Source organism: Limnohabitans sp. T6-20, from assembly GCF_003063505.1.
Taxonomy (GTDB): domain Bacteria; phylum Pseudomonadota; class Gammaproteobacteria; order Burkholderiales; family Burkholderiaceae_C; genus Limnohabitans_A.
Window position 1 is genome coordinate 408,263 of record NZ_NERW01000001.1, and the last position, 21,824, is coordinate 430,086.

Below are 21,824 nucleotides of genomic sequence, written 5' to 3' on the forward strand. Positions count from 1 at the left end.
TCAGATTGCGGACAGGCCTTTGTGGAAAGGCGTAGTAACAAATCAGACAAGCGGGGAGAAAGAAAAAAAGAAACGTCAGGCTCGAGAAAACCATGTCACTGCTCTATCGGCTACAGGAATTGATGGGCAATCCCTGTTCCAAGTAATATTTTTGAGATGGCTAGTGTAGTCGGGACTGCCATATTTGATCTGATCCAGGAACCGATAATAGTCATCCACCAAAGTCGGCATATTCTTGTCTTGCCATGCTTTGTAGAACAGGATGCTGTGCCCAAACTGGTCAAACCGCAGGTAATGACCGCGTCTGAAAGCAAACAAGTTGTTGCGGGTCATCAGGAAAGGACTGCGAAACCAGCCCGTCTCCAAAATGGCTTGCCGCATGACGACTCGAGGATGGCGGATCCCGGATTGGCAAATGGCATGGAACACCTGCTCTACAAATGCCGTATCCACTGGGCCGCGTGCGTCGAATTCATCTGACGCGACTTCCAAACGGTTCGGCACTGAACCATCCAACGCGTCCATCCACGCCGACGGCTGCTGCATCAGACACAAAATGCCGAAGATGCTCAGCCTCGTCAGCCAATGCACCCAACTGGATAGAAAGTGGTCGCGTTGCATACCCAATCACTGAAAGATGCATTCACAAAAAGCAAGCCCGTAAGCCGATTTCGCATTGTAAGTGGGGCTGGCCGTTTCAAGATCAATGCCGAATGGTTCAGGCATGAATATTGCTTATTTCGATTCAAGTGTCGAATAACCGATGTTTTGTGTTGAAACGAAATTGAATTTCATTCTATGAAGTCCGTGGGACCATTTCAAGCAGCCGCGCCCGCCATGGCGGACGCAGGAAGGCCTGTGCGCGTAAAAACAAGGATTGACCATTCATCCCAATTCACGCCAACCACCTTCCGGGAGACGCTCGCTCACGTCAAACCGACAGGTACAACGAACAGAGAGAGCGTTCAAGTCCAACGGGGCGACACCCTCACCGGACTTTCCCGGAAATACCTGCATGAGCAAGGCCAAACGCCCAATGCCTCAGAAGTTCATCGAATGGCCATGTCCGTGGCCAAAAACAATTCACTGGCAAACCCCAATCTGATACGTGTGGGGCAAACCCTCAATTTTTCTGCCACCCATTTCTCTGACACCCATTCGGCATTGAAGTCCCGAGAGCTTGTCAGCACACCGACGAGCAATCCCACAAAGCCGGACAAGGCCGCACTTCAACCGTCTTTAACCCCACCAAGCGCGTCATGGTCCGCAGGCACAGGCCCCAAGGTTGCCATCGTGGGGGACAGCATCGCTGTGGGCATTGGTGGTGCCATGCTCCAGCAAAGTGGCATCACACCCGAATTTGCACCCGGCCGGAAATTTTTGACGCAGAGCCAAGGCAGCTTTGCGGTCAACGCCGTTGGTGGTCACAGCAGCCCTCAGATTTTGGACCAGCTGAACAAACACGCCGGGGTCAAGAACGCCGAACTGGCCATCATCTCAGTGGGCACCAACGATTTCGTCAACAGCACGGTCAATAAGTACTACACGCCAGAGCGAATCACACAAAACCTCCAACGCATCCGCTCTGAACTCAATGCCAAAGAAAGGGTTTGGGTTTTGCCTTATGACCCCCAAGCACGGGAATTGGTGGCTTCGGTTGCAAGAGAGCGTGGGGACAAAACCGTTGATTTGACCCAATTCCAACCGGCAGACCGCTACCACCCCAGGAATTACGCGGCGATCGCCAACAGCATCTCGCCGCTATTGAGTCAGCTCAACCAAGCGCAGGCCGCAGCCCCCGGCGCCGACCAACAACAAGCTTGGGTGTCCACGCAAAACGCCCTGCTTGCTCGCAGCACCCGGTTCTGAAACCCGAGTCTCCCGCCCAACCGCCGATTCATTGCATCGGAACGCTCTTGACGCCGTTGGCTACCTGCGTCAGTCTGTCTTGTTCCAACAAGACCTTGGCGACATAACCCCCATCGTCGGTGGACTCTGCAGCACCCAGGTAATAACGCAAGCCGTCTTCCATAACGCCCGCTTTGGTTCGGATGCAATAAGCCAGCACATCGGCCCCGACACGCATGTTGGTGATCGGGTCAAAAGCAGCCAAGGGTCCACCATGGGGGGCATAGCGCTGGATGTGGATGTCCGTCATCACCTGCATCAGGCCCTGGGCTCCCGCCGAACTTTGGGCATAGGGGTGAAAGCCCGATTCAACCGCCATCACAGAAAGAATCAGGTACGGGGAAAATTTGTGCTTCTTGGACAAGACGTGAGCCTCCGCCACCAAAGCAGCCAGAGGCTCAGGTGCGATGCGGTATTTTTGCCCCAACCATTGCGCCACAGCCGCTTGGTCAGCAGGCAAATCCTTGAGCTCGACGGCCGTTGCGCGTTCGGCGGTGTTCTCTGGCAACCACGAAAGCAAGACCTGACGATCACGCAACCAATTAAAAACTGCCCCCTCGGCCGCTCCGAGCCACTGGGGGTTCAGCCACAAAGCCAACACCAAACTGGCCGCACCCAAGCCCACCATGGCCAAACCACTGTGGGTGATGATGAACAGGCCATGCGCGACATCGCGCAGGAATGTTCTGAAGTGTTGGCACCAAGTGCAGTTCGGGCTCATGAATGTCGACCAGTTTCACATTATAAATTTGTGCCTCCGACAGACATCGTGGGCAGTCACGGGATAATTGGGGCATGTCCCAACTCCCTCGCGTGGTCGTCGGCCTGTCCGGCGGCGTCGATTCAGCTGTCACCGCCTATTTGCTCAAGCAACAGGGCTATGACGTCATTGGCATCTTCATGAAAAATTGGGAAGATGACGATGACAGTGAATACTGTTCTTCCAACATCGACTTTGTCGATGCAGCGGCCGTGGCCGATGTGCTGGGCATAGAAATCGAACACGTCAATTTTGCGGCCGATTACAAAGACCGCGTTTTTTCGGAGTTTTTGCGTGAATACCAAGCCGGTCGCACACCCAACCCCGACATCCTGTGCAACGCCGAAATCAAGTTCAAGTCATTCCTTGACCACGCCATGCGCCTGGGTGCCGAGAAAATCGCCACCGGCCACTATGCCCGCGTGCGCTTGAACGCGCAAACAGGCCGCCACGAGCTGCTCAAGGGGCTCGACCCATCCAAAGACCAAAGCTACTTTTTGCACCGCCTGAACCAGGCCCAGCTGTCCAAAACCCTGTTCCCGGTGGGCGAACTGAACAAAACCGAGGTGCGTCGCATCGCCGAAGAAATCGGCCTGCCCAACGCCAAAAAGAAAGACTCGACCGGCATTTGCTTCATTGGTGAGCGGCCCTTCCGTGAGTTTTTGAACCGCTACATCAGCAAAGAGCCCGGCCCGATCAAGGACCCCACAGGCCGCACGATTGGCCAACACGTGGGCCTGAGTTTTTACACGCTGGGCCAACGCCAGGGTCTGGGTATCGGCGGCATCAAAACCAAGGGGGCACAACGCGGCGGAGGCGAGCACACCCCATGGTTTGTGGCCCGCAAAGACATCGAAAAAAACACCTTGTGGGTGGTGCAAGGGCATGACCACCCTTGGCTGCAATCGCCCATATTGCAAGCCACCGACGTGAGCTGGTGCGCAGGCACAGCGCCCGAGCCTGGCCACTATGCCGCCAAAACGCGCTACCGCCAGGCCGACGCACCCTGCAGCTTGCAAAACATGCACATGGCCGATGGACAAGCTGGTTTTGAGTTGCGCTTTGCGGAAAACCAGTGGGCCGTCACACCCGGACAAAGCGCCGTGGTCTATGACGGCGAGGTGTGCTTGGGTGGTGGGGTGATCCACTCAGCGCCAACCTTGACCAACTGATCCCGGTAGCAGTTTCCCGCTTGGTCAACCGTCTGATGCCTTCAGCTTGTCGTGGATGCGCTGCACAGTCTTCCACACCCCCCACAGCACCAGCGGAATCGACAGGCCTGCAACCACCTCGGGGTTCAAAGGCAGGCCCAGCTTGTTCAGGGCTTTGGCGCCATAGAGCACCAAGCTGACGACGTAATAGCTGATGGCCGCGATCGACAGGCCTTCCACGGTGGACTGCAAGCGCAGCTGCAGGTCTTGCCCCCGCGTGAGCTTTTCCAGCAGCTGCTGGTTTTGCGCTTCGGTGGCAATGTCCACCCGGGTGCGCAGCAAGGCGCTGGTGCGTGACACGCGCTCCGACAAGGACGCCAGGCGCTGCGCTGTGGCTGCCACGGTGGCCATGGCGGGCGACAAACGTCGCTGCATGAATTCACCCACGGTTTGGGTTCCGGCAATGGGTCGCTCGCGCAACTCGGCAATGCGCTGGCTCACCAAGGCGTCGTAAGCCCGTGTGGCCGAAAACCGATAACCGTGCTCCGCCGTGGCCCGCTCGATGCGGGCCGCCAAAGACACCAACACGTCCAGCAAAGCCTGGTCGCTGTCTTCTTTGCGTTCCAGCCTTGCCGTGATGTCGGCCAGCTGCGCTTCGGCATCCGACAGCACGGGCGACAAGGCCTTGGCCACAGGCAAGCCACGCAAGGCCATCAGGCGGTAAGTTTCCAGCTCCAGCAAACGCTGCGAAATGCGTCCGGCACGGGCTTCGCTGGTGTCCGGCGGGGCGAGCACCAGCATGCGTTCAAAGCCATCAGCCCCCAGCCTGAAATGGGTCAACACGCAAGAATGCGACCAGCCTTCCGTGGTGTTGCCCATGCGTGAGCCCACCACCGCGCCCTCGCCCAACCAAGCCTGCGCTTGCGCCACGGTGCCGGGCGCATCCACGTCGGCGGCCAACATGCCCAGATGGATGGCCGCCACCGTCTTGCCGGGGATCGAACGCAGCCACTCGCTGCCCGTCACCACTTGCAATGCCAACTCCGGCGATTGCGAACCCCACCCGGCATGCGCAGGCAAGGCCTGAACAATCGAGTAGCGGGTGAACTCGGTGTGGCGCTCCCATTTGACGGTGAAGCCGTCACAACGCAAGCGCAAAAAGTTGCCATTCAAGGAGTCCAGCATCAGCTCGGCATGCCCTGGCAAACGGCGCAAGTGCTGCCATTCCTCTTCACGGCTGATGCCGGCATTGAGCACCGCCACATAAACGATCAGGGCGGGCAAACGCACCCGTGCCGAGGGCCGTGCATGCACTTCATTGTGCAAAGCCCGGCGCAGGGCATCGTCCACCGGCAAATAACGCGAAGTGATCTCGTTCATGTTTTCATTTTGGACCAGCACACCGCCAGGCGGTCAAGTTGCCAGGAACGAAACAGTTTCAACCCGCACAGACATAAACCCTGCAGGCGTTCGCCTGTCGCTCACCCGAACAACCGGTCAAGGCAGCGCAGGCGCTGGCTGCGGCGCTTCCGGCACCAGCAAGCGGCCTTGCAGCAAACCCCGCACAGTGGCCATCAGCAGACCAGCAATCACACTGGTGGCAAAAACCAGCCAGGCCAATGCCAGAGCCTGAACCCAGCCCTGCGCGGGGGCCAAGTGCAAAGACAGCGCCGCCGAAGCCGCCAATGGAAAAGACATGCCCCAAAAAGGAATGCCAAAGGCCTGCGACAAACTGCGCCTGAACACCGTCATGGACACGAGCGTGAACAACACCATCACGCCCCAAAGCATGTGCACCAGCACCTCGGGTGCCCCCAGCTGCACACCCGACAAAGCCAGCACCGAAGGCGGGGCCATGGTGATGAAGGTGGTGGGCAGCAAACGCTGGGGCCACATGCCCACCGTGCCAATGCGCACCAAAACCAGCGCCAACGCCACAGGCCACAACACCGCCGCGATGCCGTACTGCGCAGCCGCCCAAACCGGGTGCCCCAAACTCACCCCAGCCAAAGCAGGCAACACATTGCCCACCACCGGAATGAACAAGGCAGGTGTCATCGCAGGCCAAAAGTGGCTAGTGGCCAAGCCTGGCTGAAACCACCGCTGAACCACCCCGACGGTCACCAGCATCAGGCTCGCAGAACCCAGCATCCACAAAGCGTCTGCCCACGGGCTGTAACCTGCATGCGCCACGCAAACGGTGGCAATCAGCACCAAAGACGAGGGCAGGGCGGCCACAAAGACATGGCGCAAGGGGTGGCGCACATCCTCCAGCACCTGCGCGGGAAACCGGACCGCCCGCCACAGCGTGGCCAGCAACAGCACCACAAGCACTGCACCCGCCAACACGCCCACCGCCGCCGACACCAGCAAGGCCGCACGCCCCCAGTGGGGAACCGCCCGGTGCCAAGCCAGTGACAGGCCACACAGGCCCATGACCATGGCAAACCACCCAAAATTCAAATGTTGCACGGGCAAGGCAGGACGACTTTCAATCATGGTGGGATTTTCTTTCATCGACATAAAAAAACCCGTGGTGTTCGCCACGGGTTCTTGAAACCATCGGTCCCATCCATCAAAACGGGATGTCGTCGTCCATGTCGTCAAAGCTGCTGGCCGCTGGCTTGGGTGCCGGGGCTGGGCGCTGGGCAGGTGCTGCGGCTGGACGTGCTGCCGGGGCCGACTGGCGCGGAGCGTAACCGCCACCACCGCCGTCATCGGACGGGCCGCCCATGCCTTGACGGCCACCCAGCATCTGCATGGTTTCGCCACGGATTTCGGTGGCGAACTTCTCGATGCCGTCTTTGTCGGTGTATTTGCGGGTACGCAGGCTGCCTTCCACGTAGACCTGGCTGCCTTTTTTCAGATACTGGCCTGCAATCTCAGCCAATTTGCCGAAAAAGCTGATGCGGTGCCATTCGGTGGCTTCCTTCATCTCGCCGGTCGCTTTGTCCTTGTAGCGGTCGGTGGTGGCCACGTTGATGTTGCTCACGGCATCGCCAGAGGGCAAATAGCGGGTTTCGGGATCGCGGCCCAAATTGCCGACGATGATGACTTTGTTGACGGATGCCATGAAAACTCCTCGATAAGACCCGGATTATGCGGCTTTTGTGTGGCTTTTATGCGGCCGCCTGAACTGGCGCAGCGCGTCCTGGCATTTGCATGGGCAAGGCCACCAGCCACCACAGCAACATGGCTGCCGCACAGCACAAAAACAGCACGGGACTGCCAAAACCCTTGACCAGCCACCCACCCAACCAGCCGCCCACAAAAAAGCCCAGTGACTGCAAGGTGTTGTACACGCCCATGGCGGTTCCCCGCACCTCGGCCGGAGCCAGCCGCGAGGCCAAACTGGGCTGGGTCGCTTCCAACACGTTGAACCCGCTGAAAAACGCCAGCATCAAACCTGCCAAGGGCCACAAATGGGCCGTGGCCGCAGACTGCAGGAACAGACCGACCTGCACCAATGCAATCAGCGCAATGGCGACCAAAAAGACTTTCTTGAGGTGCCCGCGCCGCTCCATCGCAAACACACCGCCCATGAGCACAAAAGAACCCAAAACCGCCGGCAAATACACCTGCCAGTGATCGGCCTTGGGCAGGCCTGCCTGCACCAGCATGGCGGGCACCGCCACCCACATGGCCAACTGCACGGCATGCAGCACGAACACCCCACAATTCAGACGCAGCAAACCCGCATGGCCCAGCACCATCTTGAGGCTGCCCCGGCCTTTGGCCGCCACCGGCGCCGCCGCAGGCACGGCACAGACCACCACGCCCACGCCCAGCAAAGCCAGCACGCCCGTGAGCCAGAACAGGCCGGACAAGCCAATGGCCCCCGCCAACACAGGGGCCACCACCAAGGACAAGGCAAACATCAACCCGATGCTGGCACCCACCAGCGCCATGGCTTTGGTGCGAACCTCATCGCGGGTCAAGTCGGCCAACAAAGCGGTGACAGCGGCGGACACAGCACCTGCGCCCTGCAAACTCCGGCCCATCAGCAAGCCCATCAAGTCGGTAGCGCCAGCCGCCCAAAAGCTGCCCAGCGCAAAAATGATCAGGCCCAACACAATCACCCGTTTGCGCCCGAAACGGTCTGAGGCCATGCCAAAAGGCAACTGCAGCAAACCTTGCGTCAAACCATAAATGCCCATGGCCAAGCCCAACAAGGCCGGGTCATCACCGCCCGGGTATTTGCGTGCCTCCAGAGCGAACACGGGCAAAACCAGAAACAAGCCCAACATGCGCAGCGCAAAAATACCCGCCAACGAGGCGCTGGCGCGTCGCTCCAGCGGGGTCATGGCGACAGACAAGGGGACAGATAGCTTTTCAGGGGTTTCGGACACGCGCAGCAGCCAAGGACGATGGTTCAGGGAAAAGGGTCATTGTCCCTGATTGGCCACCCCCGGTGCCAAAAACAGCCCCGGCGGGGATAATCAAAGGTTTTGCTGATCTGGCCGCCCACCGTGAAACTTGCTGACTCCCCTCTCTTGCCCGACGAACCCGAACCCGCGCGGTATTTGGCGTCAGCGCTGCGGCAAACCCACATCAGCGTGCGTGGTGCCCGCACCCACAACCTCAAAAATATCGACCTCGACATCCCGCGCAACCAGCTGGTGGTGATCACCGGCTTGTCGGGCTCTGGCAAGTCGAGCCTGGCCTTTGACACCCTGTACGCCGAAGGCCAGCGCCGCTATGTGGAAAGCCTGTCGGCCTATGCACGGCAGTTTTTGCAGCTGATGGACAAGCCCGATGTGGACCTGATCGAGGGCCTGTCGCCCGCCATTTCCATCGAGCAAAAGGCCACCAGCCACAACCCCCGCTCCACCGTGGGCACGGTGACAGAAATCCACGACTACCTGCGCTTGCTGTACGCCCGCGCTGGCACGCCGTATTGCCCCGACCACAACCTGCCCCTGCAGGCGCAAACCGTGAGCCAGATGGTGGACGCCGTGCTGGCCCTGCCCGAAGACACCAAACTCATGATCCTCGCGCCCATTGCGCGTGAGAAAAAAGGCGAGTTTGAAAAAGTCTTCGAGCAGATGCAGGCCCTGGGCTATGTGCGCTTTCGCATCAATGGCCAGACGGTAGAAGTGGAAGACCTGCCCACGCTCAAGAAAACCGAAAAGCACAACATCGACGTGGTGGTCGACCGCATCAAAGTCCGCTCTGAGGAAGATGCCAAAGCGCGCGACGCCCTGCGCCAGCGCCTGGCCGAAAGCTTTGAAGCCGCGCTGCACCTGGCCGAGCACCGCGCTGTGGCACTCGAGATGGACACGGGTAAAGAACACCTGTTCAACGCCAAATTCTCCTGCCCGGTGTGCACTTATTCCATCAGCGAGCTGGAGCCGAGGCTGTTCTCGTTCAACTCGCCCATGGGCGCGTGCCCGACTTGCGATGGCATTGGCAGCATGGCGTTTTTTGACCCGGAGCGGGTGGTTGCTTTCCCCAGTCTGAGCCTGGCCAGTGGCGCCATCAAGGGATGGGACAGGCGCAACGGCTTTTACTTCAGCATGCTCGAAAGCCTGGCCAAGCATTACCAGTTCGACATCGAAACGCCGTTTGAAAAACTCGCCCCTGCGCACCAGCAGGTCTTGCTGCAAGGCTCTGGCGACGAAGAAATCAAGTTCAGCTATGTGATGGAGTCAGGGGCCTCGCAAGGCAAGAAGGTCAGCAAAAAGCACCCGTTTGAAGGGATCATCCCCAACATGACGCGGCGCTACCGCGAGACCGACTCGGCCGTGGTGCGCGAAGACCTGGCCCGCTACCGCAACATGCAGGCCTGCACCGATTGCCAAGGCACGCGTTTGCGGCGCGAAGCCCGCCATGTGCGCATTGGCGAAGGCGCACAAGCCCGCGCCATTTACGAAATCAGCCACATCACCTTGGGCGAGTCGCAGCAGTATTTTCAGGGCCTGAAAATGCACGGGGCCAAGGCCGAGATCGCCGACAAGGTGGTGCGCGAGATCGCGCTGCGTCTGAAGTTCTTGAACGACGTGGGTCTGAATTATTTGAGCCTGGACCGCAGCGCCGACACTTTGTCGGGCGGTGAATCGCAGCGCATACGACTGGCCAGCCAAATTGGCTCAGGGCTGACGGGCGTGATGTATGTGCTCGACGAGCCCAGCATTGGCCTGCACCAGCGCGACAACGACCGCCTGATCGGCACCCTGCAACACCTGCGCGACATCGGCAACAGCGTGCTGGTGGTCGAGCACGACGAAGACATGATCCGCGTGGCCGACCACGTCATCGATATGGGGCCCGGCGCGGGCGTGCACGGTGGGCGCGTCATGGCGCAAGGCACTTGTGCCGACATCCTGGCCGCACCCGACTCAGTCACCGGCCAGTACATGTCGGGCCGCAAAAAGATCGAGATCCCCAAGCGACACAAAGCAGGCAAGGACTTCATCGAGATCGTGGGTGCCTCGGGCAACAACCTGAAAAACGTGAATGTGAAGTTCCCCGTGGGGCTGCTGACTTGCGTGACCGGCGTCTCGGGCTCGGGCAAGTCCACCTTGGTGAATGACACGCTCTATGCGGCTGCCGCGCACCAGATCCACCGGGCCCATGACGAAGCGGCCGCCCATGAAGAGATCAAAGGGCTGGAGCACTTCGACAAAGTCATCAACGTCGATCAGTCGCCGATTGGCCGCACGCCGCGCAGCAACCCCGCCACCTACACGGGCCTGTTCACCCACATCCGCGAGCTGATGGCCGAAGTGCCTGCCGCACGCGAGCGCGGCTATGGCCCGGGGCGTTTCAGCTTCAACGTGGCCGGGGGCCGCTGCGAAGCCTGCCAGGGCGACGGCATGGTGAAGGTGGAGATGCACTTTTTGCCCGATGTGTACGTGCCCTGCGACGTGTGCCACGGCATGCGCTACAACCGCGAAACGCTCGAAGTGCAATACAAGGGCCAGAACATCGCGCAGATCCTGAACATGACGGTGGAAGCCGCACACCAGTTCTTCAGCGCCGTGCCCAACATCGCCCGCAAACTGCAAACCCTGCTGGATGTGGGCCTGACCTACATCCGCCTGGGCCAAAGTGCGACCACCCTCTCGGGCGGCGAGGCGCAACGCGTCAAGCTCGCACTGGAACTGTCCAAACGCGACACCGGCCGCACGCTCTACATATTGGACGAACCCACCACCGGCCTGCACTTTGCCGACATCGACCTGCTGCTCAAGGTTCTGCACCAGCTGCGCGATGCGGGTAACACCATCGTCATCATCGAGCACAACCTGGACGTGATCAAAACAGCCGACTGGCTGATCGACATGGGCCCCGAAGGCGGCGCGGGCGGCGGCACGGTGCTGGGCGAAGGCACACCCGAGCAACTGGCCAAAAACAAGGCGAGTTTCACGGGGCACTATTTGGCGCGCTTGCTGTCATGACATCCGTCTGCACAGAGCCTTTGCATTGTTTGTCCAACCCATTTCCGAATTTTTGAGTCCCCCTATGAAAATCGTGATCCGTACATTTTTTAGAACCCTGCGCGTTGTGCTGGGCCCCGTCATGTTGCTGAAAGAACGCCTGACCCAACCGGCTGGTGTGCAACGCGCTGCCGCAGAACAAGCCGCTGTCAACCAAGCTTGCCAAAGCCTGGCGCTGTACCAGTTCAGCACCTGCCCGTTTTGCATCAAGGTGCGCCAGGAAATGCGCCGCCTGTCGCTGCCCATTGAAAAGCGCGACGCGCAACACAACGCGGCCAACCGCGAACAACTGCTGCAAGGCAGCGGCGCAACCAAAGTGCCGTGTCTTCAAATCACCGAGGCCGACGGACAAATCCGCTGGTTGCAGGACTCGGGGGCCATCGTGGCCTATCTGCAGGGGCGCTTTGCAGCGCCCGCCGTTTAAAGTAGCAGGTCCTCTTCAATATCTGCTTAGAGCCTTGCGTGCGTCAGCATGAGACCGGTACCACGGCACAAACCGGCATACTGTGGGCCGCTCACCTGACATCCTGAACGAGACCACCATCAACGGGCACTTTGTCAACATCGAACAAAGCGCGGTCACCACCCATGGTGGGAGGACCTCACGCTTTTCTTTTCTTGCTCAAAGCGGATGACGGTGCACTCTTGGCCACACTCATGCCCAGAAGCACAGCAAAGTCCAAGGTCTCCTCGATGGGTTCCGGCGTTTGAATCGCTTTTTCCACGTGGTTCAAATGGTGCAGCAACAATTTCTCAGCGCCAGTGGCATTGCCTGCCTCAATGGCTTTGACAATCTCATCGTGTTCGTTCTCGGGACAAGCGCTCTGGTCGGCGTCGAACTGGGCAATGACCAAGCCGGTCAGCGCCACCAATCGGCGAACGCTGTCGGCAAAAATGTGGTTATCGGTGGCCTCGGCCAGGCGCACATGGAAAGCACCGGTCAAATGCGCCAGCGTTGCGTGATCCCCGGCTTTTCGGGCGCTGGCTTCGAGCGCCAGATGTTGGCGCAAGCTGGTGGCTTTCTGACCTTTGAATTTTTGCGCCAAGGCTTGGACGACCGCACGCTCCAAAGCACAGCGCACGGCAAAGACCTTGTGCAGATCTTCCTGGCTCGGGCTGGCAACAAAAGCTCCCCGATTGTGGTGCGTCTCCACAATCAATTCCTGATTCAAACGCATCAACACTTCACGAATCCGAGTCCGACTGGTGGAGAACACCTCCGCCAGTTTTTCCTCGCTCAGCTTGGTGCCCGGCAACAGGCGGCGCTCACTGATGGCCGCATAAATGCGGTCGTAGATGTCTTGGATGCTGAAGGATTTGGGTGCAGTCACAGTGTCATTCCCAGGATGACTAATCCTATCAGCCTCCGAGATAAAGACGCTTGACATGGTCATTCGTCATCAGTGCTTTGGAATCACCCTCCAGTGCGACGTGCCCTGTTTCAAGGACATAGGCATAGGAAGAAAGCGCCAATGCCATCCGACTGTTTTGCTCCACAAGCACAATGGTGATGCCATCGCGCTGATTGATTTCGATCAGACTGCGACCGATCAAACGAATCACTTGCGGTGCAATGCCCAAAGACGGTTCATCCAGCAGCAGCAATTTGGGTCTTGCCATCAGCGCCCGGCCAATGGCCACCATTTGCTGCTCACCCCCAGACAGACTGGAGCCTTGTTGATGGAAACGTTCCTTGAGCCTTGGAAAACGCTCACAGACCTTCTCCAGGTCAATGGCTATCTCTGCTTTGTCGTTGCGGGTGTAGGCCCCCATCAGCAAGTTGTCCTTGATGCTCATGTAGGGAAACACATGCCGACCTTCCGGCACCATGGCCACACCTTGCCGAACCAACTCGTGTGTTGCAACGGTATGTGTCGGGCTGTTGATCACCTGGCCGTTGATCTTGACCTCCCCGGCCATCACAGGCCGCAATCCTGTGATGGCCCGCAATGCCGATGACTTGCCTGCGCCGTTGGCCCCGATCAAGGCAACGATGCTGCTGCGCGGGACTTTGAGGGTCACGTTTTCAAGCGCACGCACTTCGCCGTAACGCAGCGAAACAGAGCTCAGCGCCAGATGCGGTTGCTCGCTGCTGTCGCCACCATTGGCTGATATTGGGGATGGTGTGATCACAGGCCCAACTCCTCATCTTCTTGGCCCAGATAGGCTTCAATCACCTGGGGATTGTTTCGAATCTCTTCAGGGGTGCCTTCTGCAATTTTCTTGCCGAAATAAAGCACGTGAATGCGATCGCTGATGGCCATGACCGCTTTCATGTCATGTTCCACCAACAACACAGTCACCCCGGAAGCAGCGATCTTTCGTGTGATGGCTACGGCGCGATCGGTTTCCTCAGGATTCAATCCGGCATAAGGCTCGTCCAGCAACAAGACTTTGGGCTTGGCAGCCAATCCCATGGCAATACCCAGCAATCGCAGCAAACCCTGGGGCAGATAGCGCGCCTGGGTATCGGCACTGGCCGACAGTTCCATCAGCGCCAGAATGTCTCGTGAACTTTGCGCCAGGACTTGCTCATCCTGTCGTGCACGCGGTAACCGCAACACCACCTCCAGATCAGAGGCGGTGCGGTGCAGTTGATGCGCCAAAGAAACATGCTCCATCGCGGTCAGGTCAGGAAAGATGGTGGTCTCCTGAAAAGTGCGAACCAATCCCAATCGCGCCACTTTGTGCGGGCTCATGCCCGTGATGTCTTGCCCAAGCAGCAAAATCTGACCGCTGGTGGGGGTTAAAAACCCCGAAAGCATTTTGAAAAAAGTACTTTTACCAGCGCCATTAGGTCCAATCACCGACACCACCTGACCAGGATCTCCAGACAAGTGCAGACTCACATCTTCATTGGCGGTGAGCCCACCAAACCTCTTAGTGATGTGACGTGCCTCCAAAATGGATGTACTCATTTTCGGACTCCTTCCTGACGGGCACGGATTGACATCAGGCCATTGGGCATAAGCAAAATCACGGCAATCATCAAGACCCCATACACCAAGGTCTGGTATTGCTGGAACTCACTCAGCAGTTCAAACAAGATGGTCAGGGCAAACGCGCCGATCATGGCGCCACTGGCGTATTCCAACCCACCCAAAAAACAAAAGAGCATGTAATAAATGCTGTGTTCAACCGTAAAGCTTTGGGGGTAAACACTCTGAGTGAACACGGCAAAGTAGCTACCACCTAACCCACCCAAACCACAAGCCATGGCAAACGCCAGAACCCGGTAGCGCCACACATCCGTGCCAAAACTCTCCGCCAAGTCTTCATTCAAGCGCATGGCGCGAAAGATGCGCCCCAACCTTGAATAGTGCACACACCATGTGATCAAAAGCGCCACAGCCAACAGTGCCAACGCCAGGTAATACATGGGCAGGGGCGAATCGGTCGCAAAGGGTTGCGCCAGACCGGTGATGCCTTTACTGCCTTGCGTGAGATCGCCACCATTCAGAAATGCCAGCCGGATCGACTCGGTCAGACAAATCGTGAGCATTGAAAAATAAATCCCCTTAAGCTTGAGGATGGCACTGCCAATCACGGCACCCAACAAGGCAGCGACCACGGCGGACGCTGGCAAAGCCAACCAGAAACTCCATCCCAGCTTTGACAACACGATGGCAGTGGTGTAGCCCCCAATCAATGCGAAACCTGCCTGCCCAATATTGATGCGCCCGATGGTGAAAGTGATCCACACCCCAAAAGCAATGATGGACAGACCTGCACAGTTCATCAGCACTGACAACATGTACCGTGAATCGCCCACAAATAACGGCATGACCGCCAGCAGTGCCAAGAAAGCAATGGCGATGACACCATCGCGTTGGTTCAGAATTTTCATCTGTATCTCTCCCTCAACCCCAAGGCTTGCCATAAAGCCCATTGGGCTTGAAGATCAGGAACACGATCATCCCGACAAAAATCAGCAAGTACGTGACACTACCTGGCAACAGGTCATAACCAATCGCCTCTGCAAACCCTAACAAGATGCCTCCCACAATGGCACCGGATGTGACGCCTGCACCACCGATCATGATCATGATGAAAGCCTTGGTGGAGTAACCCGTTCCAACCCCCGAATTCACACCATAGACCGTGACCAACAAGGCTCCCGCTAAACCCGCCAGGGCGGCCCCGATGGCGAACCCCAATGTGGTGGTGGCTTTGACATTCACGCCCTGCAACCGCGCAGCTTCTTTGTCTTGCGCCACAGCACGCAACGCCCGGCCAGGACGGGTGTACTGCACAAACAAGAGCAGCGCCACAATGAAGACCACCGATAAAGCTGCTACCAACGCATTCGCATGCGTCAGGATCACGCCGCCTTCAGCCACATCGCCAAACACCCAGACACCATCCGCCACAGCAGGCACACCACGCTGTTTTTCACCAAAAACTGTCAACGCCAGGTTTTCCAGCAGCAAGGCGGTTCCTACCGCCATGAGCATGGAATTTTCTTCACGGGTGGCATTGGCCAGAACCGGTTGAAAGAAAAACCGGTTGAACGCTACACCCACCATCGCCAATGCAGCTGCTGCGCTCAGCAGTCCAAACCAAAACGGCATACCGAATTGGCCATACACGTAATAACAAATAAATGCACCGAGCATGAACATTTGCCCGTGGGCAAAGTTCACGACGCGCATGATTGAAAACACCATGGTCAGTCCAAGGGCAATGAGTGCATACACACATCCCAGGACCAATCCATTGACCATCACTTGGAGCATGGTTTAAAACCTTAGCGAGCAAAGAGAGACAATGCTTTCGAATCGGTCTGTAGCAGGCGCGATTCGAAAGCAAGAGAATGGACTCGGGCGCGCGTCCGAGTCCATGGAAGTCACCGCCTGTCAGTTCTTGATCGTGCCCACAAACAGTGTCTGAAATTCCTTGCCATCAAACTCATTCACAACCAAAGGAACCCCCACCTGACTGCGGCGACCAAAGTCTGCATTGCCGGTGAATTCGAGTTTGGTTGCGCCCCCTTTGACAAAGGGATTGGTCATCGAGAACGTTGCCATTTCTTTCTTGAACACCTCAACGTCATTGACTGCAGCAGGGTTTTTCTTGAACACAGCCAGGATCAACTCAAGCGCATAAACCTTGGTGCCGGCTTCGTCGTTCCATTCGCCTACGCGCTTTTTATAAGCCCCAACAAACTCTTTCATGTAATCCGATTGAATCGACGGCGTTGATGCACCGCCCACGCTCATGAAACCTTTGGCTTTGTCGCCTGCCACCTGCGCCAGTATCTTGGAGTCCTGACCAGTTTCAGTGGAAATGGTGCCCTTGAAACCCAGGTCACGCGCGGCCTTGTTCAACAAAGGTGCATCGGCAGGCGCAACACCTGACAGCACAATGTGATCCGGCTTGGTCTTGATGATCTTTGTCATCACCGGCATGAAGTCCTTGGTTCCGGGTTCATAGCTGTCCTGCTCGGCAACCACTTTCAAACCCAGTTTTTTGGCCGCTTCTACGCCTTCGATCTGTTGGTTCTTGGCATCTGATTCATTGCGTGCCAAGAAAGCGATCGACTTGGCGCCTTTTTTGGTTTTCAGGTACTCATAAATGATCGGACCAACTTGGTAGCTGGCCACCATGCCCAGCACCGATGCATTGGCCGGTGCTTTGTACAGTTCCTTGGCAAAGGCATAGGGGAAGTGCAATGCCTTGGCACGTTCCATCACCGGCTTCACAGCCAAGGCCGTGGTGTCAATGTTCGGACCAATGATGTATTTGATGCCCTGACTGGTCAGCTTCTCGGCATTGGTCACCGAGACTTTGGGATCGTTTTTATCGTCCAAACCCACCACTTCAATTTTGTACTTCTTGCCACCGATTTCAACACCACCTTTGGCGTTGTACATGTCCGCAGTGGTTTCCGCACAGTACTTGTTGACGAGCCCCCAGGATGCGGCTTCGCCAGACATCACACCGTTCACACCAATTTTGAGTACTTCTTGTGCATGCGCAGCCGTCATCAACCAAATTGGTGCAATGGCAGCCAGCGCCACGATTCGCAAAGTCGAACGTTTTTTCATATCTTCAGTCCTTTAAGAGTGAGAGAACAACAAATTGATCGTCAGCCAATCCAACGCATCGAAATAATTTATGCAAACAACAAATCAGTTTTTTTGTGTGCATAAATGATTTGCGATCGTATGCAATGTAGCCTACACTTTTGCAAACGAGACAAGTATTTACCCTAACCCAGCCACATTCGAAAAGAGAACTTCGCATGAAAATCAAGGTCATCAACCCCAACACCACCGCCTCGATGACCCAGCTGGTCGCTATGGCTGCGCAGAGTGTGGCGGGAACCGGCGTACTGATTCAAGCTGCACAACCAGCTGATGGACCGGTGTCAATCGAAGGCTTTTATGACGAAGCGATGGCCACTGTAGGTTTGCTGGAGGAAATTCGCAAAGGCGAGGCAGAAGGTGTAGATGGTTATGTGATCGCCTGCTTTGGTGATCCGGGACTGGATGCCGCACGCGAAATCGCGAAAGGCCCCGTGGTCGGCATTGCAGAAGCAGCCATGCGTACAGCCAGTTACTTGGCCACGGGTTTCTCCGTGGTCACCACCCTCACGCGCACGGTGATCATTGCCGAACATCTGGTCGATAAATATGGGGTTCGTAGCCACTGTCGTAAAGTGCGCGCCTGCGACATTGCCGTGTTGGAGCTGGACAACCCCTTGAGCAATGCTTATGCCACCATCTTGGATGAATGCAAAACAGCATTGATCCAGGACGGCAGCGCAGCCATCGTCCTAGGCTGTGCCGGCATGACCGATTTGTGCAACCGCTTGTCGGAAGATCTGGGGGTTCCCGTGATCGATGGTGTGACGTCGGCTGTGCTGATGGTCGAGTCTCTGGTGCGTCTACGCTTGGGCACCAGCAAAAAAGGAGACTACGCCCTGCCTCTTCCCAAACCCTATACCGGCAAACTCTGTCACCTGGCACCTCAGGTCAAGCCATCCTGAAATGCCCTTGCGAAATGTGGCTCCACTGTTTCTCAAAACAGTCTAAAGACGTGGCTTCAGGTGACAAACACCGTCACTCGCCCACACATTGACACGGTTCGTCAGACCTGCAACATCCACAGCTTCGCCCTGAACCGAACCTTGACTAACTCACGGCCATCAGGATGATCGTTACTGTCGTGCTGGGGCACGAGCTCTTTGGCCATGATATGAGCCAAGGGCTGGCCCCCGCCACGCGTTGGGACAACGTGGTGCACAAATTACTGACATACCGGCGATGGCTTTGGCTTTGATGGGCTTTTTGTAGCTTGCAGTGCGCCCAGTCAAACCACTTCTTGGTCTGCGTCCTTGGGTACCATCTCGATCCATGGAAACCGAACTCAAACTGAGCCTGCCTGAGGCAGACCTGCCGCGACTGTTGACTCACCCGCTGCTGAGGACGCCAAGCAGCACGCAGCGCCTGCTCAACACCTATTTCGACACGCCCGACCTGGCCCTGCACAAACGCCGCATGGCGGTGCGCGAACGGTTGGCAGACGATCAGTGGTTGCTGACCGTCAAGACGGCGGGACAGAGCGAGAACGGTCTCTCGCGCAGGCAAGAGTGGGAAGGGCCGACCACGCCAGGTGCTTTGCAGTTCGATTCTCTGGTGGAAGACGAGGCGCTTGCAGCCGATCTGATGGCGCTGCGGCCACATTTGAAAGCGCTGTTTTGCACCGACTTTCAACGGCAGCGCTGGCTCATTGCCCACGCGGAGGCCCAGATCGAAGTGGCACTCGATCAAGGCCTCATTCATGTGCCCGGCACAAAGCGGCAAGAAACACTGCTGGAGCTGGAGCTTGAACTGCTCAGCGACCCCGAATCCGCATTGATGGCGCTGGCCGATGTGCTGCGGCAAACACCGCTAGGCACCGCCAAGCTCACCCCCAGCGATGCGAGCAAAGCGCAGAAGGGCATGGCGCTTTGGCAGCGTTCGCGCTAGCGCGCCCCCGCGCCTGACCGCACACGGCAAGCACCCTCATCAAGCGCTGGCCTCGCGCAGCAACGTGGACTCCTGCAAAAAAGTATCAAGCAGGCGCTGCGCGGGCAAGGACAAGGGCGCGTCCGTGCGCGAAAAAATATGGATGGTGGTGGACGGCAAGGTCTCTTGCAAACTCAGTGCCACCAATCCCATGCGGGGACCGTGTGTGGCGTAAAACCGCTCAGGCACGATGGCCAAGGTGTCCATGCTGGGCAGCACGGCCAGCAAGGTCGAGAACGACTCGCAATCCACCGTGACCTTGGGCGCTGCCAGCCCGCGCTGCTCAAAGCCGAGATGCACGGGGTCACCTGGCCCCAGCCTCGGCCCCGAAAGCAACCACGAAGCACCGCTCAAATCATCCAGCCGTCGCGCTTGGGCCAAGGGATGCCCCTGCTTGGCGACGATGACCGATGGGCTGTCGATGAGTGGAGCAGCCTGCAGATCCCGCCCGATGCCTGCGGGCGGCAAGGGACCGAGCGCCATGTCCAGCTCGCCAGAGCGCAGTTGCTGCAAGGCTTTGGGGTACAGGGCATCCACCAGATGCACACGCACATGGGGCCAGCGGGACTGGAAGGCCGACACCGCGTTCGCCGCCAGCATCAAGGCTGCTGCGGGTGACATGCCCACGCTGAGCGTGGTCTGGCTGTCGCTGGTCAAGGCCGCCACCTCCTGACGAGCACGTTCGATCTCGCGCACCACGGTGGCCGCACGCGCGGCCAGCATTTCACCTGCAGGGGCCAGCCGGACGCCCTTGGGCGAGCGCACCACCAAGGCGGCCCCGAATTCGTCTTCGAGTTGCTTGAGGGCCTTGGTCAAGGCGGGCTGCGTCACGTTCATGCTGGCCGCCGATGCCCGCATGCTGCCGGTCTGGGCCAGGGTCAGCAGCAGCTGGAGTTGTTGCAATCGCATCGAAAAACCCCTTTTTCTGATAACCCATGGTAATCGTCTTCACCAAATGCGATTGGCGGTCCGCTGAGCGCGCCGATAGCATGGCTTGGGTTGGCTTGTGGCGGTGTCCACTCAGGGTCCCAGCAACACCCAACCGGCCCAGAGCCACAAAAAGACAAGGATGGAGACATGATTCAACGCAGACAACTGATCGGACACTTGGCCGCTGCACCGCTGCTGGCCAGCCTGCCTGTACGGGCACAATCTTACCCTGACAAACCCATTCGGATTATCGTCCCCCTGCCCCCGGGCAGCCCGCCGGATGTGCTGGCGCGTCACTTGGCCGATGCCGTGGGCCGCAACTGGAAGCAGCCCGTGATTGTGGAAAACCGGCCCGGTGCCACCGGCATGATCGGCCTGCAAGCGCTGGCCCGTTCAGCGCCCGATGGCTACACGATGGGCGTGATGTTCCTGACTCACACCGTGCTGCCCGAACTCATCGGACCCTTGCCCTACAACACGGCCACAGACTTTGCGCCCATCGCGAACCTGGTCTGGCTCTACAACGTGTTGGTCGTGCCCGCATCGTCTAACATTCAGACCCTGCAAGACCTGGTCAACCGCGCACGGGCCGAACCCAATGCGCTGAACTACGGGTCAGGCGGTAACGGCTCCCCCGCCCATCTGGTGGCCGAGTCCTTCTGTCAAGCCAGCAACGTGAAGATGACGCATGTCCCGTTCAAAGGCCCTGCCGAAGCGGTGTCGGCCCTGATGGGCAACCAGATCAACGCCATGTTTGCCACCGTGCCCACGGCGGCCGCGCTGGTGCGCTCCGGCAAATTGCGTGCAATCGCCGTGACCAGCCCACAGCGCCTGAGCGCTCTACCCAACGTGCCCACACTCGCCGAAGCGGGTGTGTCCGGGGTGGAGCTCAAGGAATGGGAGGGCCTGGTCGCCCCGGCTGGTACGCCCAAAGCCATCGTCGACAAATGGAACCAGGAGTTGTTCCAGGTGCTGGCGTCCAGTGAGCTGCGGGCCAAGCTGGCCGATCTGGGCATGTCGGTGGTCCCGCCCCACCCCAGCAGTGACTTTGCGGACCTGATCCGCAAAGAGCTCGATCACTGGGGCAAGTTTGTGCGCACCACCGGGTTGCGGCCAAGCTGATCTCCACAAGTGGCCCGACAGAGCCGGGCCACTGGCATTAATTGGCCGATGAAATCGGCGGCTCGAACACCACCCCAAATTCAGGTGCAATTTCTGTCACCTTGCGCGGGTTGGCGATGTTGTGAATGCGACGGTACAAAGCGGGCAACTCGCCTGCAGGTTCAGCCCAGAAAATGGCTTGCACCACCTTGCCACTGTTGTTGTAGAACGCATGTGGAATGCCCTTGGGCAGGTGACCGACTTCACCCGCGTGCACCGTGCTGCGCACACCGTTGATCACCACATCTACCGACCCGTTGAGCGGACTAAGGTACTCGTCCTGCTCGGGGTGCGTGTGCGGCGGCACAAAGCTTTCTTCCGGAAAGGTGGCGTGCCAGACAAACTGCTGCTCGTCGTACTGTTTGGGCGTGTAGACCTGGCCCATGATGTTCCAGGTCACCCCATCGATGCCGGTCGGGGAATGGTCGCAATCGGGCAATTGGACAGTGGGGCTCATGAGGGT

The 21,824-nt window shown here is 58.2% G+C and carries 21 protein-coding genes and 1 pseudogene; 8 read left to right on the forward strand and 14 right to left on the reverse strand.

Annotation, left to right across the window (positions count from 1 at the left end; translation table 11 throughout):
- Positions 1-75: 75 nt before the first annotated feature.
- Positions 76-621, reverse strand: a complete 546-nt coding sequence (locus B9Z33_RS01980) for a glucosaminidase domain-containing protein (protein WP_108285345.1) — start codon at positions 619-621, stop codon at positions 76-78.
- A 216-nt stretch (positions 622-837) separates the two neighbouring features.
- On the opposite strand from B9Z33_RS01980, the pseudogene B9Z33_RS15805 reads away from it, so the two are divergent.
- Positions 838-1,116: pseudogene (locus B9Z33_RS15805) on the forward strand (LysM domain-containing protein); the annotation flags it as partial.
- 177 nt (positions 1,117-1,293) lie between these two features.
- A complete protein-coding gene (locus B9Z33_RS15670) occupies positions 1,294-1,869 on the forward strand; it encodes an SGNH/GDSL hydrolase family protein (RefSeq protein ID WP_233252691.1) in 576 nt (191 codons plus the stop codon).
- Positions 1,870-1,897: 28 nt separating this feature from the next.
- Here the strand turns inward: B9Z33_RS15670 and B9Z33_RS01990 are convergent, their stop codons facing one another.
- Positions 1,898-2,629, reverse strand: a complete 732-nt coding sequence (locus B9Z33_RS01990) for a lytic transglycosylase domain-containing protein (protein ID WP_108285347.1) — start codon at positions 2,627-2,629, stop codon at positions 1,898-1,900.
- A 74-nt stretch (positions 2,630-2,703) separates the two neighbouring features.
- On the opposite strand from B9Z33_RS01990, the gene mnmA reads away from it, so the two are divergent.
- Positions 2,704-3,840 carry a tRNA 2-thiouridine(34) synthase MnmA gene (gene mnmA, locus B9Z33_RS01995; protein WP_108285348.1) on the forward strand — a complete coding sequence of 379 codons (1,137 nt, stop codon included), beginning with the start codon at positions 2,704-2,706 and terminating at the stop codon, positions 3,838-3,840.
- 24 nt (positions 3,841-3,864) lie between these two features.
- On the opposite strand, the gene B9Z33_RS02000 is transcribed toward mnmA, so the two are convergent.
- The 4 genes from B9Z33_RS02000 to B9Z33_RS02015 all read right to left on the reverse strand — a co-directional run bounded on the left by B9Z33_RS02000 (position 3,865) and on the right by B9Z33_RS02015 (position 8,123).
- The gene (locus B9Z33_RS02000) at positions 3,865-5,199 is read right to left on the reverse strand and encodes a DUF3422 family protein (protein WP_108286086.1); all 1,335 of its coding nucleotides are present in this window, start codon (positions 5,197-5,199) and stop codon (positions 3,865-3,867) included.
- A 117-nt stretch (positions 5,200-5,316) separates the two neighbouring features.
- Positions 5,317-6,318: a C4-dicarboxylate ABC transporter gene (locus B9Z33_RS02005; RefSeq protein ID WP_108286087.1), complete on the reverse strand. Its 1,002-nt coding sequence runs from the start codon at positions 6,316-6,318 to the stop codon at positions 5,317-5,319.
- A 76-nt stretch (positions 6,319-6,394) separates the two neighbouring features.
- Positions 6,395-6,892, reverse strand: coding sequence for a single-stranded DNA-binding protein (ssb, locus tag B9Z33_RS02010; protein ID WP_108285349.1), 498 nt, complete (start codon positions 6,890-6,892; stop codon positions 6,395-6,397).
- A 46-nt stretch (positions 6,893-6,938) separates the two neighbouring features.
- Positions 6,939-8,123 (reverse strand): MFS transporter, encoded by a 1,185-nt coding sequence (locus B9Z33_RS02015; protein ID WP_108285350.1) that lies wholly within the window; start codon positions 8,121-8,123, stop codon positions 6,939-6,941.
- A gap of 165 nt (positions 8,124-8,288) precedes the next feature.
- On the opposite strand from B9Z33_RS02015, the gene uvrA reads away from it, so the two are divergent.
- Together uvrA and B9Z33_RS02025 are read left to right on the forward strand one after the other, a co-directional pair.
- Positions 8,289-11,219: an excinuclease ABC subunit UvrA gene (gene uvrA, locus B9Z33_RS02020; RefSeq protein ID WP_233252692.1), complete on the forward strand. Its 2,931-nt coding sequence runs from the start codon at positions 8,289-8,291 to the stop codon at positions 11,217-11,219.
- Between the two features lie 64 nt (positions 11,220-11,283).
- Complete coding sequence (locus B9Z33_RS02025) at positions 11,284-11,682, forward strand: glutathione S-transferase N-terminal domain-containing protein (protein ID WP_108285352.1); 399 nt, start codon at positions 11,284-11,286, stop codon at positions 11,680-11,682.
- Positions 11,683-11,860: 178 nt separating this feature from the next.
- Here B9Z33_RS02025 and B9Z33_RS02030 read toward each other — a convergent pair whose 3' ends face one another.
- The 6 genes from B9Z33_RS02030 to B9Z33_RS02055 form a co-directional block, all read right to left on the reverse strand.
- On the reverse strand, positions 11,861-12,589 hold the full coding sequence (locus B9Z33_RS02030; RefSeq protein ID WP_108331880.1) for a GntR family transcriptional regulator: 729 nt from the start codon (positions 12,587-12,589) through the stop codon (positions 11,861-11,863).
- Between the two features lie 28 nt (positions 12,590-12,617).
- Positions 12,618-13,391 (reverse strand): ABC transporter ATP-binding protein, encoded by a 774-nt coding sequence (locus tag B9Z33_RS02035; RefSeq protein ID WP_233252693.1) that lies wholly within the window; start codon positions 13,389-13,391, stop codon positions 12,618-12,620.
- A complete protein-coding gene (locus tag B9Z33_RS02040; RefSeq protein WP_233252694.1) occupies positions 13,388-14,161 on the reverse strand; it encodes an ABC transporter ATP-binding protein in 774 nt (257 codons plus the stop codon). Before B9Z33_RS02040 ends, B9Z33_RS02035 begins: the two co-directional genes overlap by 4 nt.
- Positions 14,162-14,172: 11 nt before the next feature.
- Positions 14,173-15,105, reverse strand: coding sequence for a branched-chain amino acid ABC transporter permease (locus B9Z33_RS02045; RefSeq protein ID WP_108285355.1), 933 nt, complete (start codon positions 15,103-15,105; stop codon positions 14,173-14,175).
- A 13-nt stretch (positions 15,106-15,118) separates the two neighbouring features.
- Positions 15,119-15,994: a branched-chain amino acid ABC transporter permease gene (locus tag B9Z33_RS02050; RefSeq protein WP_108285356.1), complete on the reverse strand. Its 876-nt coding sequence runs from the start codon at positions 15,992-15,994 to the stop codon at positions 15,119-15,121.
- Positions 15,995-16,114: 120 nt separating this feature from the next.
- Positions 16,115-17,305, reverse strand: coding sequence for an ABC transporter substrate-binding protein (locus B9Z33_RS02055; protein WP_108285357.1), 1,191 nt, complete (start codon positions 17,303-17,305; stop codon positions 16,115-16,117).
- Between the two features lie 197 nt (positions 17,306-17,502).
- Here B9Z33_RS02055 and B9Z33_RS02060 point away from each other — a divergent pair, with 197 nt between their 5' ends.
- Entirely contained in the window at positions 17,503-18,249 is a 747-nt protein-coding gene (locus B9Z33_RS02060) for an aspartate/glutamate racemase family protein (protein WP_108285358.1), read from the forward strand.
- A gap of 367 nt (positions 18,250-18,616) precedes the next feature.
- Positions 18,617-19,231 carry a CYTH domain-containing protein gene (locus B9Z33_RS02065; RefSeq protein WP_108285359.1) on the forward strand — a complete coding sequence of 205 codons (615 nt, stop codon included), beginning with the start codon at positions 18,617-18,619 and terminating at the stop codon, positions 19,229-19,231.
- Positions 19,232-19,270: 39 nt separating this feature from the next.
- Here the strand turns inward: B9Z33_RS02065 and B9Z33_RS02070 are convergent, their stop codons facing one another.
- On the reverse strand, positions 19,271-20,179 hold the full coding sequence (locus tag B9Z33_RS02070) for a LysR family transcriptional regulator (RefSeq protein WP_108285360.1): 909 nt from the start codon (positions 20,177-20,179) through the stop codon (positions 19,271-19,273).
- Between the two features lie 168 nt (positions 20,180-20,347).
- On the opposite strand from B9Z33_RS02070, the gene B9Z33_RS02075 reads away from it, so the two are divergent.
- Positions 20,348-21,322: a tripartite tricarboxylate transporter substrate binding protein gene (locus tag B9Z33_RS02075; RefSeq protein WP_108285361.1), complete on the forward strand. Its 975-nt coding sequence runs from the start codon at positions 20,348-20,350 to the stop codon at positions 21,320-21,322.
- A 37-nt stretch (positions 21,323-21,359) separates the two neighbouring features.
- On the opposite strand, the gene B9Z33_RS02080 is transcribed toward B9Z33_RS02075, so the two are convergent.
- Positions 21,360-21,818 (reverse strand): cupin domain-containing protein, encoded by a 459-nt coding sequence (locus B9Z33_RS02080; protein WP_108285362.1) that lies wholly within the window; start codon positions 21,816-21,818, stop codon positions 21,360-21,362.
- Positions 21,819-21,824 lie beyond the last annotated feature (6 nt).